Origin of the sequence: Flavobacterium sp. ACAM 123 (assembly GCF_000264055.1) — a bacterium.
Classification (GTDB): Bacteria; Bacteroidota; Bacteroidia; order Flavobacteriales; family Flavobacteriaceae; genus Flavobacterium.
The window spans coordinates 1-16,984 of the sequence record NZ_AJXL01000081.1; the positions used below are offsets into that span (position 1 = coordinate 1).

Annotated in this window: 10 protein-coding genes; 8 read left to right on the forward strand and 2 right to left on the reverse strand. The window is 35.4% G+C overall.

Annotation, left to right across the window (positions count from 1 at the left end; translation table 11 throughout):
- The first annotated feature begins 78 nt into the window (after positions 1 to 78).
- From A3SG_RS0113540 to A3SG_RS0113555, 4 genes are read left to right on the forward strand one after another with little or no spacing between them, the layout of a single operon-like run.
- Positions 79 to 3,468, forward strand: a complete 3,390-nt coding sequence (locus tag A3SG_RS0113540) for a SusC/RagA family TonB-linked outer membrane protein (RefSeq protein ID WP_016990554.1) — start codon at positions 79 to 81, stop codon at positions 3,466 to 3,468.
- A 10-nt stretch (positions 3,469 to 3,478) separates the two neighbouring features.
- Entirely contained in the window at positions 3,479 to 4,909 is a 1,431-nt protein-coding gene (locus A3SG_RS0113545; RefSeq protein WP_016990555.1) for a SusD/RagB family nutrient-binding outer membrane lipoprotein, read from the forward strand.
- A gap of 17 nt (positions 4,910 to 4,926) precedes the next feature.
- Positions 4,927 to 6,609, forward strand: a complete 1,683-nt coding sequence (gene ggt, locus A3SG_RS0113550; protein WP_016990556.1) for a gamma-glutamyltransferase — start codon at positions 4,927 to 4,929, stop codon at positions 6,607 to 6,609.
- Between the two features lie 47 nt (positions 6,610 to 6,656).
- On the forward strand, positions 6,657 to 7,733 hold the full coding sequence (locus tag A3SG_RS0113555) for an alpha/beta fold hydrolase (RefSeq protein WP_016990557.1): 1,077 nt from the start codon (positions 6,657 to 6,659) through the stop codon (positions 7,731 to 7,733).
- Between the two features lie 188 nt (positions 7,734 to 7,921).
- Here A3SG_RS0113555 and A3SG_RS0113560 read toward each other — a convergent pair whose 3' ends face one another.
- Positions 7,922 to 8,101, reverse strand: a complete 180-nt coding sequence (locus tag A3SG_RS0113560; protein ID WP_016990558.1) for a hypothetical protein — start codon at positions 8,099 to 8,101, stop codon at positions 7,922 to 7,924.
- 148 nt (positions 8,102 to 8,249) lie between these two features.
- Between A3SG_RS0113560 and A3SG_RS0113565 the strand changes: the two genes are divergently transcribed.
- The 4 genes from A3SG_RS0113565 (at position 8,250) to A3SG_RS0113585 (ending at position 14,344) form a co-directional block, all read left to right on the forward strand.
- On the forward strand, positions 8,250 to 8,492 hold the full coding sequence (locus A3SG_RS0113565; protein ID WP_016990559.1) for a hypothetical protein: 243 nt from the start codon (positions 8,250 to 8,252) through the stop codon (positions 8,490 to 8,492).
- A gap of 310 nt (positions 8,493 to 8,802) precedes the next feature.
- Entirely contained in the window at positions 8,803 to 10,026 is a 1,224-nt protein-coding gene (locus A3SG_RS0113570) for an exonuclease SbcCD subunit D (RefSeq protein WP_016990560.1), read from the forward strand.
- An 11-nt stretch (positions 10,027 to 10,037) separates the two neighbouring features.
- Positions 10,038 to 13,079: an AAA family ATPase gene (locus A3SG_RS0113575; protein ID WP_016990561.1), complete on the forward strand. Its 3,042-nt coding sequence runs from the start codon at positions 10,038 to 10,040 to the stop codon at positions 13,077 to 13,079.
- Between the two features lie 845 nt (positions 13,080 to 13,924).
- The gene (locus tag A3SG_RS0113585) at positions 13,925 to 14,344 is read left to right on the forward strand and encodes a fasciclin domain-containing protein (RefSeq protein WP_016990563.1); all 420 of its coding nucleotides are present in this window, start codon (positions 13,925 to 13,927) and stop codon (positions 14,342 to 14,344) included.
- A 541-nt stretch (positions 14,345 to 14,885) separates the two neighbouring features.
- Here the strand turns inward: A3SG_RS0113585 and A3SG_RS0113590 are convergent.
- Positions 14,886 to 16,529 (reverse strand): amidase family protein, encoded by a 1,644-nt coding sequence (locus tag A3SG_RS0113590; protein ID WP_016990564.1) that lies wholly within the window; start codon positions 16,527 to 16,529, stop codon positions 14,886 to 14,888.
- Positions 16,530 to 16,984 lie beyond the last annotated feature (455 nt).

The following is a 16,984-nucleotide window of genomic DNA, read 5'->3' on the forward strand; positions in this document are numbered from 1 at the left end:
AATTAACACTGTTTTTTACTTGTTATTTCTTTCTTTAAAATTCAAGCAAGTACAACTGATGAGAGCACAAAAATAACGTTGGATTTAAACAATGTTACTATTGAAAGGGTGCTCAGCAAAATTGAAGCAAAAACTGATTTCAAATTTCTCTTTAATAGAAGCGACGTCGATATTAATAAATTAGTTTCTATTAGGGCTAAACAACAAACAGTTAAAAATATTTTAAATAAAATATTTTTAGGTATGCCAATTTCTTATCAGTTACAAGATAAACAAATTATACTAACTTCTAATAAGAGTAAAGAAGGAGTAAAGAAATTAGTAATCAACCAACAAAGCGAAATCAAAGGTGTAGTATCTGATAGTAATGGGATGTCAATTCCTGGCGTTACCGTTATTGTTATGTCGACTAAAGTAGGAACATCAACAGATTTTGATGGAAACTATACCATTAGAGCTAAAAAAGGAGACGTGTTGCAATTCAGCTTCCTTGGTATGAAAACCATTAAAGCCACCGTGGGCACATTAAATAATATCAACATCGTGATGCAAGATGAGGCTCAAGGCTTGAATGAAGTAGTAGTAACCGCTTTTGGAATTCAGCGAAAAAAAAATATTTTACCTTATGCTGCTCAGCAGATAGACGGGGATGATGTAAATAAAACGAAAGGGGGCAATATTGCTTCTGGTTTATCAGGAAAAATATCAGGCTTGCAAATTAGTCAGGGAAATGCCGTTGGAGGTTCTGTGAATGTAGTAATTCGAGGAGCTAAATCATTAACTGGAAATAATCAGGCATTATTTGTAGTTGATGGCGTACCTGTAGATAATTCCAACACGAATACCAGCGCACAACAAACAGGAGGCGGTGGATACGATTATGGAAATGCTGCGGCAGATATTAATCCAAATGATATTGAATCAATCAATGTATTGAAAGGAGCGGCTGCAAGTGCCTTATATGGATCAAGGGCTGCAAATGGAGTTGTTATGATTACTACAAAAAAAGCAAAAAAAGGGATTAATATTTCTGTGAATTCTGCTTTGTTGGTTGGTCAAATTGACAAGTCTACTTTTGTTAATTACCAACAGGAGTATGGCGCTGGTCGTTCAGCCGAATATGGAAGAAATGGTTTTCTTCTCTTTGATGCTAACGCTGATGGCATGGATGATCTAGTTGTTCCAACATTCGCTCCAAGATCTTGGGGCCCAAGGTATGACCCTAATCTCCTAGTTTATGATTGGGAATCTTTTGATCCAAGTTCGCCTAGTTATCGCCAACCAAAACCTTGGGCTATGCCAGAAAATGGACCAGAGACTTTTTATGAAACTTCGGTATCTAGCACTCAGAGCATTCTTATTGATGGTTTGATCGCAGATAAGGGTTCTATTAAATTCGGATATACAAGAAATGATGAAAGAGGAACAGTTCCTAATAGTAGAGTTTTAAAAAACAACTATAGTCTTAATGGTACGTACAACTTAAAGAGTAATCTTACGTTAGGGGCTACAGTTAATTTCTCCGAAATTGTTGGTAAAGGTAGATATGGAACTGGATATGACAGTGGCCGAAATGTTAACAGTACTTTCAGACATTTTAACCAAACAAATTATGACATCCAGGAACAAAAAGACGCTTATTTTAGAACGCGAAGAAATATTACTTGGAACTGGGCAGATCCTACCACGCCTGAAGGAATAAGACCGGCATTTTCAAATAATCCATATTGGACTATTTACGAAAACTATGAGAACGATACTAGAAGTAGAGTGATCGCAAACACGTTTTTATCCTATAAAGTGACGGATTGGTTGAACGTTCTTGGACGAATGTCAATTGATACTTATAGTGAAAATCAACAACAACGAGTGGCTGTAGGTAGTGCAGGAATTCCTTCCTATTCTCGATTTGATAGAAGTTATAAAGAAACAAATTATGATTTGCTAGCAACAGTCGATAAAAAATTATCCGAAGACTTCAACCTTAATGCGCTTGCTGGAATGAACATAAGAAAAAACACGATTAGTTCTGTTTTTTCTTCCACATCAGGTGGGTTAGTAATACCTAACTTTTATGCTATTTCTAATTCTCTAGGAACTGTTCCTGCACCAATAGAAAGTTATCAACCTAAAGCAGTAGATGGGTATTTTGGGGGAACGACGCTAACTTATCGTGACTTTTTAACTTTGGATGCCACTTTAAGACGGGATATATCTTCGACCTTACCGTCTGATGATAATGCTTATAATTATTATGCTGTTTCTAGCAGTTGGTTATTTTCTCATCATCTAGAAAATCTGGGTTGGCTTTCCTCTGGTAAAATACGTGCTAATTATGCTACTGTTGGTAATGATGCACCTTGGGGAAGTCTTACTGATGTATATGATAAACCAAATCCCTTTGGAAGTGGTTTATTATTTTCTGTACCCAATACTAAAAACAATGGTAATTTAAAACCAGAAATGACGGTCAGTAGGGAAATAGGTTTAGAAATGTCTTTTCTAAATAATAGGTTTGGATTTGATGCTTCTTACTATCATACCAATACGGTGGACCAAATTATACCTGTGGCAGTATCTGTGGCGACAGGTTATTCGAGTAAGTTTATTAATGCTGGTGATATCGAGAATAAAGGTGTCGAATTATCGCTATTTGGGGCTCCTATTCGGAATCGAAATTTTTCTTGGAACGTAAATGTTAATTTTTCTCGAAATAGAAATAAGGTACTCTCTTTGTATGAGGACAGTACAAATTTACAATTGGCTTCATTTCAAGGAGGTGTTAGTTTAAATGCTTCTGTTGGTAGGCCTTACGGAGAACTTCAAAGTTATACCTATGAATATTTAAATGGAGAAAGAGTAGTTAAAGAAAATGGATTATGGAAACAATCTTCTAGTACTTCTAATATAATAGGAAATATAAATCCAGATTGGATTGGAGGGATAAATAATACATTTAGATATAAAGATCTTACTTTAAGTTTCTTGATCGATGTACGCAAAGGTGGAGATTTATTTTCATTGGATATGTACTATGGAAGCGCTGCCGGTCTTTATCCTAGAACAGCAGGTTTAAATGATCTTGGTAATCCTGTCCGTGATGCAGTTGCAAATGGTGGTGGAGTTATATTGCCAGGTGTTACGGCAGATGGTAGTCCAAATACAAAGAGGGTTACTATTACGTCTAATAATAGTTTTTATGAACCTCAATCAGAGTTCGTCTATGATGCTAGTTATGTAAAGCTAAGAGAATTATCACTTTCGTATTCGCTACCAAAAAAATTGACAACTAAATACTTTGAAGATATTGAATTGTCTCTTATCGGAAGGAATCTTTGGATTATCCATAAAAATGTACCTTACGCAGATCCAGAAGAGAACCTGTCATCAGGTAATGTACAAGGATACCAGAGTGGTTCGTATCCAACTACTAGAACAATTGGTTTTAATGTTAAATTAAAAATATAAACGCAACGTAATGAAAAAAATATTTATTTTAATCATTCCTTTCATCCTGCTTTGTTTAGGTTGTACTAAGGACATAACAAGTTTTAATGAGGAGACAAAGAGAGCTGCCACTGTTCCGCAGGGAGCTTTATTCACTAACGCAGTTAAAAACCTCTCTGATGGTCTGGCTTCCGCTAGCGTGAATACTAATGTTTTTAGACATTTTGTAAAGCATTGGGGACAAGCAGTTATTCAGCAAGAAGCCCAGTATGATTATATTACTCGAGCAATTAATGAAAACTGGTGGAGTAGAATGTACAAAGATGTTTTAAATGACCTTCGAGAGTCCGCTCTTGTTATTTCGAGAGATGCAAGTTTAAGCGCTGGCCAAAAAGCCAACCAATTGGCAATGGTAGATATAATGCAAGTTTATACTTATGATATTGTTGTAAAAACATTTGGAGATGTACCTTATTCAGATGCGTTAGATAATAATAACCTTTTCCCTGTTTATGATGATTCACGAATAATTTACAATGATTTGTTAAAGCGACTTGATGAAGACATCGTTGCTTTAAGCATCGCGTCAAAAGGTTTTTCTGTTTCTGAAGACATTATCTATCAGGGAAATATTTCTAAGTGGGTAGCATTTGCAAATTCGTTAAAGTTAAGAATGGCTATTACGCTGGCCGATGTCGATGGAATTGCAGCAAAAGAATTCTTTGAACAAGCAAATTCAAAGGCAATTACTCTTGAAAATCAAATGGCATTTATTCAATACTACAATTCACCACCCAACAATAATCCTTTGTATGATGAACTGGTTCTAGCAAATAGAACGGACTACATTGCCGCTAAGGATTTAGTAGACGTGCTTCTTGAGTTAAATGATCCACGATTGCCAAGTTTTTTTGGAGTAAATAATTCAGGAGAATATGTCGGTGGAGTAGTAGGACGTGCCAGTAATTATCCAGGAATGTCTAAGCCAAGTGCACGTATCGCTGCACCAGATGCTCCGAATGTGCTGATCGATTTAGTTGAGGTTGAATTTCTACGAGCGGAAGCAAAGGAACGTGGCTATAATATTCCTGGTACTGCAGAGGAACATTACAATAATGCCATAAAGTATTCCATTTTTACTTGGGGAGGATCTGCTGTCAAAGCGCAGACTTATTTAAATCAACCTAAAGTAGCATACTCGACCGCTGTAGGGGGATGGAAGCAGAAAATTGGTTTTCAGAAATGGATCGCTTTATATAACCGTCCTTTTGAAACTTGGACAGAGATGAGAAGGTTGGATCATCCGCAGTTGCCATTAGCAGAAAATGCGATCTCCGGTTTTCCTAACAGATTAAGATATCCTGGTAATGAACAACAGTTGAATTTTTCTAATTATACTGTTGCTGCCTCTAACATAGGTGGCGATGAAACGGAAACAAAATTATTCTGGGATATCTTCTAACAAATAAATTATTTAATATGAAAAAAGGACTTTTAATCCTTCTCGCTTTCCTGGGCATCTCGTCTTTTGCCCAGGACAGACTTACGGGTAGAAATTTCGCTACAAGATCAGAAGTAATAAGTAAAAACGGAATGGTGGCATCAAGTCAGCCACTTGCGACCCAAATTGGTTTGGATATTTTAAAGAAAGGCGGTACTGCTGTAGATGCAGCTATCGCGGTAAATGCGGCCTTAGGACTGATGGAACCCACAGGAAGTGGAGTTGGTGGAGATCTTTTTGCGATTGTATGGGATGCTAAAACGGAAAAACTGTATGGATTAAACGCTAGTGGAAGATCGCCAAAGACATTAAGTATGTCGTATTTTAAGAAAAACAATATTACAAAAATCCCAGCAACTGGGCCTCTTCCCGTTACTGTCCCTGGTTGTGTTGACGGCTGGTTTGAATTGCACAATAAATTCGGAAAATTATCTATGGATGAAATTCTTTCGCCTACAATAGCGTACGCTGAAGAGGGTTTTCCGGTCTCAGAACTGGTTGCTTATTACTTAGAAGGTTCTGTATCTCGGTATATGAAGCAGTTCCCAAACGTTGAAGAAACCTATACAAGCGATGGGAAAATACCCGGTAAGGGCGATTTATTTAGAAACCCATTTTTAGCGGAAACGTATAGGAAAATTGCAAAAGGGGGACGAGATGAATTTTATAAAGGAGCTATTGCTAATACGATCTCTAGTTTCATTAAGGAACAAGGTGGTTTTCTTAGTTATGAAGATCTCGCAAATCACCACTCTGAATGGGTCAATCCTGTTTCTACTAATTACAGAGGGTATGATGTATGGGAACTTCCACCAAACGGGCAAGGTATGGCTGCGCTACAAATGCTTAATATAATTGAAGGATATGATTTTAGTGCCATTCCATTTGGTAGTGCAAAGCATTTGCACATTGTCAATGAGGCTAAAAAATTAGTATTTGAAGACAGGGCCAAGTATTATGCCGATATGAATTTTGTTAAAGTTCCGGTGCAACAACTTCTTTCAAAGGAATACGGAGATAAAAGAAGAAAACTGATAGATCCAAATAAGTCGGGAACATATCAAGCTGGTAAAGTAAGTCACACGGGGACAGTATATATGACCGTTGCTGATAAAGAGGGGAATATGGTTTCCCTAATTCAAAGTAATTACCGAGGGATGGGTTCTGGAATGGTTCCGCCGAAATTGGGCTTTATGTTACAAGATAGAGGGGAATTATTTGATCTAGAAGAGGGAAAGCCAAACTCATTTGCACCAGAAAAACGTCCATTTCATACTATTATTCCTGCTTTTGTTACCAAAGATCAAAAACCCTTCATGAGTTTTGGAGTAATGGGAGGAGACTTTCAACCACAAGGACACGTACAAATCTTGATGAATATGATCGACTTTGGAATGAATTTACAAGAAGCGGGAGATTCTCCCAGATTTGAGCATATAGGATCTTCTTCTGTTACTGGTGAGCTGGCATTAGGTCAAGGTGAAATATTAATAGAAAGCGGTTTTGATTTTGAAGAAATAAGAAAGTTGATGAATATGGGACATAAAGTCGGATTCGGAGGCTACTATGGAGGTTATCAAGCTATAATGTATGATGCGAAAAGGAAAGTGTACTTTGGTGCATCTGAATCGCGTAAAGACGGACAAGCATCAGGATACTAAAAGGAATGTATTTCAAGAGAGATACTTTAAGTCAAAAACTAATTACTATGAGAAAATTTTATGCATTTTTAATCCTTTTCAGTTTATCCACGTTTGTGTCTTTTGGTCAAGAGTATCCAACTCCTGTTGAAGGAGATTACGTAATTGAAAACTTTCAGTTTGAAAGTGGAGAAAGCCTACCTAAATTGAACCTCCATTATAGAACGATTGGTAAACCAACAAAAGGGATTGATGGGAAAGTTAATAACGCAATATTGATTAAACACGGAACAACCGGGAGCGGCAAAGGATTTTTAAGTTCAAAATTTGGAGGGAATCTATTTGGCTCGGGACAATTATTAGATGCAAATAAGTATTTTATAATTCTAACAGATGATATTGGTCATGGTGATTCTAGTAAGCCAAGTGATGGATTGCATATGAGTTTTCCAAAATATACGTATGATGACATGGTTCTTGCTAATTATAAATTACTGACCGAGCATTTGAATGTAAATCATTTACGTTTAGTAATGGGAACGTCTATGGGCGGCATGCAATCTTGGGTCTGGGGGTATACTTATCCTGACTTTATGGACGCCATCATGCCTTTAGCTAGTTTACCCATCGAAATTGCGGGAAGGAATAGAATGCAAAGAGATTTGATAGCCAAACTTATTGAAATGGATCCGGAATGGAAAAAGGGAGGGTACACTGCACAACCAAAAGTGGGTCTGTCTGGGGCAATTGGTCAATTAATGTTTATGGTGAGTAGCCCATTGCAATGGCAAAAATCAGCATCAACAAGAGAAGAAGCAGAGGAAATGTTAGATAAACTTATAGAGAGATATTCATCAATTATGGATGCTAATGATATGATTTATGCATTTGAATCGTCTCGGTTTTATAACCCAGCTCCGCATCTTGCAAAAATAAAAGCGCCCTTGTTAGCCGTTAACTCAGCAGATGATCAAGTAAATCCTCCTGAGTTAGGTTTGATGGAAAAAAATATTCAGTTGGTAGAAAAAGGAAAGTACATCCTGTTGCCCATAACAGATTTAACTAGCGGTCATGGGACACATTCTAATCCAAGCATTTGGGGAAAATATTTAGAAGAGTTACTTATCAGATCTGAAAGTAAATAAGATAGCTTGCCTTTGCTTGGTTAAAAAAAAAGAAGTAAAAAGAATCAATCCCTTAGCAAAACTCACTTAAAGAGTTTGTTAAGGGATTTAGTGTTTCTGACGAAAAAGAATTTCACTACTAGTATGATCTAGAAAACCAATGATTTTAAATAAAACCAGTAAAGTATTTTCTTCAAAGAAAGATTTGTTCAGTAGAAGGATTCGCCATTCATATTAACCGTTAACCATGAAGCTCCTGGGAAGGCTTCATTTAGCGTAATTGAGAACCCAGAAAGGGTGCTGTGTTCTAAATTTTGTCCTTCGTTAAGTAGTTGAGCTTTTATTTTTTCGTGCTGATCATCGGTTAATTTAATTCGTAGTTCTTTCATAAGATGTCTTTATTGAGTTGGTTTTTTATTAAAGGTCATTTATTTGTTCTTATGTAAGATATTTTTAAAGTTACGTATATAGCATATGAAATTATAATTTAGCCCAAATCACGCTAGTACAACGACGATATATTATGAAAACAGCACAATGCAATTGGGCTATTTTGAATTCATAATCGCTGCGATGAACTTGTTAAAGAAAATAATCTTATTCCAACAAATCCAATTGACGGAAGAATTCCGTTGTTTCTATTTCAAAAATATCTTATGGGATTTGATGTCCCATTTGGTTGTGAATGGAAATTTTGATATCTGTATTTGGGAGACTGTTTTGAGCAAGCCATTTCAAATTGTCAATGGCTTTTATGATGTCGTCCTGACCGCCTCATAAAAAGTGCAATAGTGACGCAGCATGTACGTGATTTATTTCAAGAATTATTTGGGGAACCGATAGATGTGGTAAAGTCGGATTAAAGAGTAAGGCAGGGCAGTTGATTGTATTATATCAAAACAATAGTACAGTTAATTAAGAGTATCACATTACGGTTTTCAGTAAAATAGACATTTTTTAATTTAGTATTTTTACAATGATTCATTTGTGCTAAATGGTACTTTTATACCGTTTTTTATTGCGATATTGCTATTGAAAGGAGTAGGGTTGAAGTAACATTACTATAAGGTACTCATTATAAGTGTAAAGAATGAAAGTATTACATACTGCCGATTGGCATTTAGGAAAAAAACTGGATCATTTTTCTCGTTTGGAAGAGCAACAGAGGGTAATGAATGAAATTTGTGATATTGCTGATAGCCAGAATGCGGATGTAGTTGTAGTAGCAGGTGATTTATTCGACACCTTCAATCCTCCAGTAGAAGCTGTTGATTTACTGTATAAGACCTTGAAAAGACTGACCAATAACGGGAAACGCCCCGTGGTTGCCATCGCGGGTAATCATGATAGTCCGGATCGAATTGATTCGCCCAATCCTTTGGCACGAGAATGTGGGATTCTATTTGTCGGTAATCCGGATGTTACGATTCCAACGGTGACTATTGAGAACGGATTTGAAATTACCCAATCAGAAAATGGATTTTTAGAAATTCAACTTCCCCAATATGAATTTCCTATTCGTATTATCACAACACCTTATGCTAATGAATTGCGATTGAAAAGATACTTAGGAGCCGAAAATAAGGAAGGACAATTGAACCAATTATTACAAGATTCTTGGGCAGCGCTTGCAGATAAATACTGCAATACTAAGGGTGTTAATATTCTGACCACACATTTGTATATGCTAAAGCGCGGAGGTGAAATCTTAGAAGAACCCGATGGGGAAAAACCATTGCGTATAGGGAATGCTGATATCGTTTATACAGATTGCATTCCGCATCAAATTCAATACACCGCTTTAGGGCACCTGCATCGTTTTCAAAACGTTGGGGGGCATCCTAGTCCTGTAGTGTACTCCAGTAGTCCATTGTCTTATAGTTTTTCGGAAGCGGGACAAGAAAAGAAAGTAGTTCTAATTGAGGTACAACCCAACTATGCCGTGAAATTTACCGCCATTCCGTTGCAATCAGGGCGGGTCTTGCACCGAAAACGATTTGAAAATATAGACGATGCTGTATCTTGGTTGTTAAAGAATCCCTATTGTTTAGTCGAATTAACATTGGTGAGCGATACCTTTTTTACCACACAAGATTTAAAGAAAATTCATGAAAGCCACGACGGAATTATTCATATAATTCCAATTGTAACTAAGGATGGTAATGCGGAACAACAAACTCCAAAAGTAAATTTAGACCAGGATATTCAGGGACTATTCAAGGATTATTTTATATCAAAACACAAACAGGAACCCAACGATGAACTATTGGATTTGTTCAATGAAATTATTGGAAGTCAAGCTAAAAACGAATAAAAACGCCCCTTATGTTACCATTAAAGTTAAGTATTACCGGTTTGTATTCGTATCAGAAGAAACAAACGATTGATTTTGAAGAATTGACTAATGCGGGCTTATTCGGTATTTTTGGAGCTGTTGGTTCTGGGAAATCTTCTGTTTTGGAAGCCATTGGTTTTGTTTTATATGGGGATACGGAGCGTTTAAACAAGACAGATAAACGTTCCTATAATATGTTGAATCTAAAATCAGATAAAGCCAATATTGAATTTGAGTTCTTAAATTTTGAAGAACGAAAATTTAAATTTGTAGCTGATTGGAAGCGGAAAAAGCGTTTTGAAGAAACTACATCAATAGAACGACTAGCCTATGAATGGAAAGGGGAGGAATGGATTCCAATGACATCTGCTGATGCAACAGAGATCATTGGACTAACCTATGAAAATTTTCGTCGTACAATTATCATTCCGCAAGGAAAGTTCAAAGAATTTTTAGATTTGAAAGGCAAAGAGCGTTCGGATATGATGAAGGAAATTTTTCATCTGCAGCGATTTGATGTAGCGTCTAAAGTAGGAATATTACAAAGTACCACCAGAACTCAATTGGATCAACTAAAAGGAGCCTTATCAGGATTTGAAGCGATTTCGAAAGAAACGATTGCGGCTTTAGAAATAGAGGTTACAGCAGGAGGTACGGAATTACAAAAAAGCAAAGCAGAGTTGGGATTGGCGGAAACAGAACTCCAACAATTGAGGACATTAAAAGCAAATTTTGAAGATTTAGAGAAAAAGAAAAACCTTCTTTTGACTTTAACTGAAAAGAAGCTAATAATGGAAGCGTTACAGGCAGAAATTGATGCCTTTGAAAGAACAGAAAAGACCTTTAAAGCCGTTTTCAATAATTTGCAGTCTGCAAAAACTAGTTTTGATCAGACGAATAAACGACACCTTTTAGTTGCCGCTAACAAGAAAATAGTAGAACAAAACAGGGCAACAAATCAAATTATACTAAATGGTTTGCAGCCACAATTTGACGCTTTAGAAAACTCAAAAAATAAAGTTACCGACTTAGAATCGGTTGAAAAAGTTCTGGGATTACAGATGGAAGTTGCCGTGACAAACGAAAAAAACAAAAAGGCCGAAGTATTATTTTTGGAAACCGAAAAGAAAGAAAAAGAATTCAAACAAGAGTCGACAAAACTCCAAACTGAATTAATCACTTTAAAGTCTAAACGTCTCGATGGAACTATTTTGATAGATCTTGGTCACTGGTATACTATTCGGGAATCCTTAAAAGCCCAATGGAAAGGAACCCAAAATAAAAGTAAGATAATCCAGGAAAGTCTGGATACTCAAAATGCTGCATTTCATTTATTGGAATTACCGTTTAAGACTTGGAAAACAGTTTTAGAAGAAAAAGTAGCCGCACTTTTGATTGAAAACAAAGTGACAGCAGCAATTAAAACGAAGCTATTGGTTTCAAAAGAATTAGCTTATTTCTCAGAGCAAATTCATGATGGAGAAAATTGTCCTTTGTGTGGGTCGCTAGAACATCCCAATGTGATGCAAGTGGAAGACGTATCTGCACAATTAGCAACTATAGAAGAGGCTATTTTAAAGTTGGCAAAGCAGGAAAAAGAAATTTTGGAAATTGGTTCTAAAGCTGAAAAACTGGAGTATTCTATTGCACATGCTGTCGAACAATTAAGACTGGTTTTACGTGAAAAAGAAACTCTAGAAACGGAGCATAAAGTCCATTTAGCAAAATTTATCTGGGCGGAGTATGATCCTAAAGATAGTTCTGTTTTCTTATCTAAAAAACAAGAACAACAATTAGTTGAAAAAACGATAAACGAAACTGAAACGAGGGAAAAAGTAGTCCGCTTGCAGCAGGAACAAGTGTTTGATCAAATGAAAATCCAAACGACAAACAAAGGTGTTTTTGCTAATGAGATAGCATCAAAATCAGCAATTATAACCAATGAACTATCCAAGTTAAAAGCAGTTTCGTTTTCTCAATATGAATACATTACAATTGCCGCAATTCAAGATGAAAAAACAAAATTGCATCTAGAAAACAATCGGATCGCATCAGAGCATAAAAGTAAATCAGATGCTATGGTAATCCTAAATCAAGAATTGGCAGGTTTAGAAGCCAGTTTAAAATTGATAGGGGAACAAGTCGTTTTAAATAAACAATTGGTTCAGGATACACAAAAAACGATAACTGAGTTACTCAAAATTCATCAGTTTGATTCTGTTGATTCCGTGCAGGCAATTCTTTCTAAAATATGGGATGTCGAATTGGAAAAAGGCAAAACAAAGCAGTTTGCCGTTGATTTAAAAGTGGCGGAGAATTCAGTTGCCGAATCAGAGAAACTGGTGATGAACCAGGCTTTTGATGTCAATGTGTTTGAAGATAAAAAAATGCTTGTTGCAGAGGGTAAATTAAAGTATGAAACGCAATTAGGAAAAAACTCTACTTTGCAAGATAACTTAAAACGTATTAATGAGGCACTGGCAGAAAAAGCGGAATTATTAGCTCAATTTGAGGTGTTAAACACGCGCTCTACAAACCTAGGCACTTTGGCAAATATGTTTAACGCCAGTGGTTTTGTAAACTATGTTTCGAGTATTTATTTGCAAAATTTAGCAGATGTGGCCAATGTCCGTTTTCATCGTATGACCAAAAATCAATTGAGTTTAACGATTAATAGTTCCAATGAATTTGAAATAATTGATTATCTGAACAATGGAGCTTCCAGGAGTGTAAAAACGCTTTCTGGAGGTCAGGGTTTTCAGGCCTCTTTATGCTTGGCTTTGGCATTGGCCGAAAGCGTTCAGTCTTTAAATAAGAATGATAAAAACTTCTTTTTTATTGATGAAGGTTTTGGGACACAAGACCCAGAAAGTGTCGCTGTCGTTTTTGAAACGTTGCAATCTCTTTATAAAGAGAATCGAATTGTTGGAATTATTTCGCATGTCGCCGAGCTGCAAGAGCGAATTCCCCGTTCCATCAATGTGTTTAAAGACGAAGAAAAAGGAAGTGTGGTAAGCGAAAATTGGAATTAGAGTAAAGTGAGTAGTACTAAAAAGATAGTTGCAATAGCAAAGCATCAGGAGGTATGGCTTAACTCCATTTGGCGTGCGAATGAATATAGCAATCATTAAACCAGGATTATATGGCAGGTGACTTAAATTTAACTCTCCTAAAAAAAAATGAAAGAAATAATACTGTTTTTAACCTTTTGTTTTTTCACTCATATTGTTCAATATATTGGCTAAAAAAACAGGATAAAAGAAGGAATAAAAGTCAGTTAATAAGCAAAAAGTGGATTTTAGAAAATATCTGAAGGTGCATATAAGAATTGATAAAATTGGCTCTATAAAAGTAGTTGTAGTAGTTTTTTTATAATGATTTATCTATTTTCAAAATAATACTGGGCTATATTATAGCGAGATAGGTTTATTAAATTCCTTTGATATTCTAACGCGATTATATCTGGGAATTGTTATGTGCGTCTAAAAAATGGGGTAGGTGATCTACGTCAAAAACTACAACCTTTTGTAGTTGTGGTTTTTTATCAGATACTCATGATTAATTCAATTGAGGGCAAGCTACAAATTGGTGCTGGAGCTATTCATAAGCTTTAAAATTTATATCTAATGATAAAAACTCATTCTTGATGGAACAATACATTACATTAATTTTAATCTTAGGAATATGCGGAAAATTAGGCAAACAACAATAAAGTAATACTAAAGTTTTATTCATTTAGATCTGATTATGTGATTGTTACATTTATTAAAACAGTGAATTAAGTAATTTTTTCATTGAATTATTAAACGCATCTGTAAAAATAAAACGTAACTTTATTTCTAGAGAAAATTAATTCTCTAAATAAATTATATTTATCATGGAAAATGAAATGAAAATGAGTAAAGACATTGTGGCAATTGCCTCCAAAGATGCGAAAACACTTGCTGCCGCTGTTACAGCCGCAGGATTAGTACCAACTTTACAAGGCGATGGACCATTCACAGTTTTTGCACCAACTGATGCCGCTTTTGCTAGTATACAATCAGAAGTTGACAAATTATTGAAGCCTGAAAACAAAGAGAAACTTTCTAAAATTTTGACTTACCACGTAGTAAGTGGAAAAATGCACGCTGCTGATTTGAAGGACGGACAAGAATTGACTACAGTAGAAGGAAGTAAATTAAAAGTAATGGTGAAAGATGGAAATGTAATGGTTGGTAATGCAAAAGTTACTAGTGCCGATATTAGTGCTTCAAACGGAGTAATTCATGTTATTGACAAAGTGCTACTACCTTAAGATTAAATTTATCTGTTCATTAAAATGGAGTCCAACCCAAATGAGGTTCTATTTTAATGAACAGTATTTTTTTCTCATTTTTAAATGTATAATTATGAATTCAATTAAAAAAGACTGGATTTTTTTATTATCATTGATTTAAATTAGCGCAACAACGCAAAGAAAAAGACATACTATAGGTATGTACATGCAAATAAAACCAAATCAACTATTCGTTTTATTTTTTATTTTTTATTTTTGCAATCTTTTTCTCAAAATGTGGAGAGTAAGGTAATTAACCAGATTAGTAAATGAGTACCAGAAATTAGTATATTTAGGGACCAGTGGAATATTGCGCATTTCTATGGCTAAACCCCATTACATCTACTATATATTCAATTTATTCCAAGGAAATTGTTTTATTTTAATATTTTTTTTTGAGCATTACAGACTAAAATAAGATTTCTATTTAACATATTTACTGCTATTAAGGTCATCAAAATGTTTTTCTTGCGGTTGTATAAAATAAATTGTAATGTTTTTAATTCTTACTTTTTTAAAACTATTTATAATCTGTGGGTAATTTTCTAATTTTTGTTGCTTGTTCAAAGGCAAATCCCATTTTCAACAAGGTATCTTCTTGATAAGGTCTAGCTATAAATGTAAGCCCCCATGGCTCTCCCGTTTCTTTGTAACCCATAGGAATAGTAAGGCAAGGATAGTTGGCCGCAGCGGCATGAGCTGCGTTATTATTGTTTATAGATAATATAGCGTCGAGTTGATATTTTACCATCGGTTTTTCAAAATAATTCACACCTTCTTTTTTGATTCTAGCCTTTAATTGAAGCGCTTCTTCTTCACTAAGATTTTCTGACAACATTCCTTCAAAGCGTCCTTGTCCATAAGGAATTCGTACTATAGAATCATTATTGTTATACGCTATAATTTCAGAGATAGAGCGGATTGTAATTTCATCTGATGCGTATTTATTCAAATAATTAGGGAGATCAACTTTCATGTCGGTGCTAAGTATACTACCAAAACCGTCGAAGTTCATTTCTTCAGGTGCATATTCAACGACGATGCCACCCAACTTGATTATTTTATTTATACTCTCCTTATAAATTGAATCTGCTAAAAAGTTTTTATTAGCTCCAAACCGCAATCCTTTTAGTGTTCCCGTCTTTAAATCAGCGAGGTACTTTTTATTCTTTGGATTGTTCTTGGTCGCAGGATCATTCTTATCTTCTCCACTCATTGCCGAAAGAAGAATTCCACAATCAGTAACATTTTTTGTCATTGGTCCAGGAGTATCTAATGTACTCGAGATTGGAATAATACCACTTCGACTTAATAAACCAGTAGTTGGTTTTAAACCAACAATTGAATTCTGCCACGAAGGAGAAAGAATGGAACCTGAAGTTTCTGTTCCCACCGCCGCTGCTGCATAATTAGCTGCTACTGCCACACCACTTCCTGAGCTCGAACCACCGGTATCAAATATCTTGCGTCCATAAGGGTTAAACGTTTGTCCTCCTACTGCGCTATAGCCATTTGGGCCACTTAGAAAAAGGAAGTTAGCCCATTCACTTAAGTTTGTTTTCCCTAAAATAATAGCCCCTTTATTTTTTATCTGTGTGATTATAAATGCGTCAGCAGCACTATTATTTCGCAACAAATGCGTTCCTGCGGTGGTAGGCATACCCTCCACGTTTGTATTGTCTTTTATTAGTATTGGAATACCGTAAATTGTATGGTCTTGACCGGATTTGTTTTTATCTCTCTTTTGCGCATCATTGACCGCTTCGGGGTTAATGGCAACAATCGCGTTAAGCATTTTATCTTTATCATTTTCAAATTTGACAATTCTGTATAAATACCACTGCGTTAGTGTTTCATAGCTAAGGCTGCCAGATTGGATATGGGATTTAATGGTGGGAATGTTTTGTTCTAGTATCAAGGGTTTTAGCCTTTGATAATCGTCCTCCGAAAAGTTACTTATCTGATTTGCTATGTTTTTCCAAATGTCATTTTTATCCAGAATTTTTGATTGGATAACTTTGTATTGCATTTTTGTGGATGCATTTGCAGCACTCTTTGCTAATTCTTCTGTTTCGTCATAAGGAACCCATGCCGGAATAGTAGTTTTCTGCGTGGGCTTACAAGACAGTATAAAAAACAGGGAGAGAAAAATAATCTTCTTCATTAAATCTAATTTTTAGGATTTTGTATTTTAGGTTAGTTCTACTTTTTTTTATTTAATTAATCAAAGCAACTTCAGCAAAAGATATGGGACGATTTTTGTTAAAGAAAAGACATTAAATTCCGCTACTTCAATTGGAATTAATGCACTTTATTTATTCTTGAACAAAGTTGTACATAACAAGCTGTTAAGTAAGTTACCAAAGATATACAATTAATGTCCTATTAGTGCAAAAATACATCAAAAGCGAGGTAGGATTCTTCATAAAAAAAGCCAAGTAGGCTTTGATATTAGAGTAAAAACGCAATTATCTTATGTAAAGTTGTAATTATATTTTAATAGGGCTAATCGAATATTTGAAAAGCGTTTTATAGACAAATCCCAAATAAATAATTTACTTTGCCAAAGAAATGGACAGTTGAAAATTATCAACACCAAAATCTCTGTCCGTGGTATAT

What these genes read in the sequence shown, in the direction of transcription:
- A3SG_RS0113545 (WP_016990555.1), top strand. Translation starts at nt 3,479, where the DNA reads ATGAAAAAAATATTTATTTTAATCATTCCTTTCATCCTGCTTTGTTTA.
- ggt (WP_016990556.1), top strand. Translation starts at nt 4,927, where the DNA reads ATGAAAAAAGGACTTTTAATCCTTCTCGCTTTCCTGGGCATCTCGTCT.
- A3SG_RS0113555 (WP_016990557.1), top strand. Translation starts at nt 6,657, where the DNA reads ATGAGAAAATTTTATGCATTTTTAATCCTTTTCAGTTTATCCACGTTT.
- A3SG_RS0113560 (WP_016990558.1), bottom strand. Translation starts at nt 8,101, where the DNA reads ATGAAAGAACTACGAATTAAATTAACCGATGATCAGCACGAAAAAATA.
- A3SG_RS0113565 (WP_016990559.1), top strand. Translation starts at nt 8,250, where the DNA reads ATGCAATTGGGCTATTTTGAATTCATAATCGCTGCGATGAACTTGTTA.
- A3SG_RS0113570 (WP_016990560.1), top strand. Translation starts at nt 8,803, where the DNA reads ATGAAAGTATTACATACTGCCGATTGGCATTTAGGAAAAAAACTGGAT.
- A3SG_RS0113575 (WP_016990561.1), top strand. Translation starts at nt 10,038, where the DNA reads ATGTTACCATTAAAGTTAAGTATTACCGGTTTGTATTCGTATCAGAAG.
- A3SG_RS0113585 (WP_016990563.1), top strand. Translation starts at nt 13,925, where the DNA reads ATGGAAAATGAAATGAAAATGAGTAAAGACATTGTGGCAATTGCCTCC.
- A3SG_RS0113590 (WP_016990564.1), bottom strand. Translation starts at nt 16,529, where the DNA reads ATGAAGAAGATTATTTTTCTCTCCCTGTTTTTTATACTGTCTTGTAAG.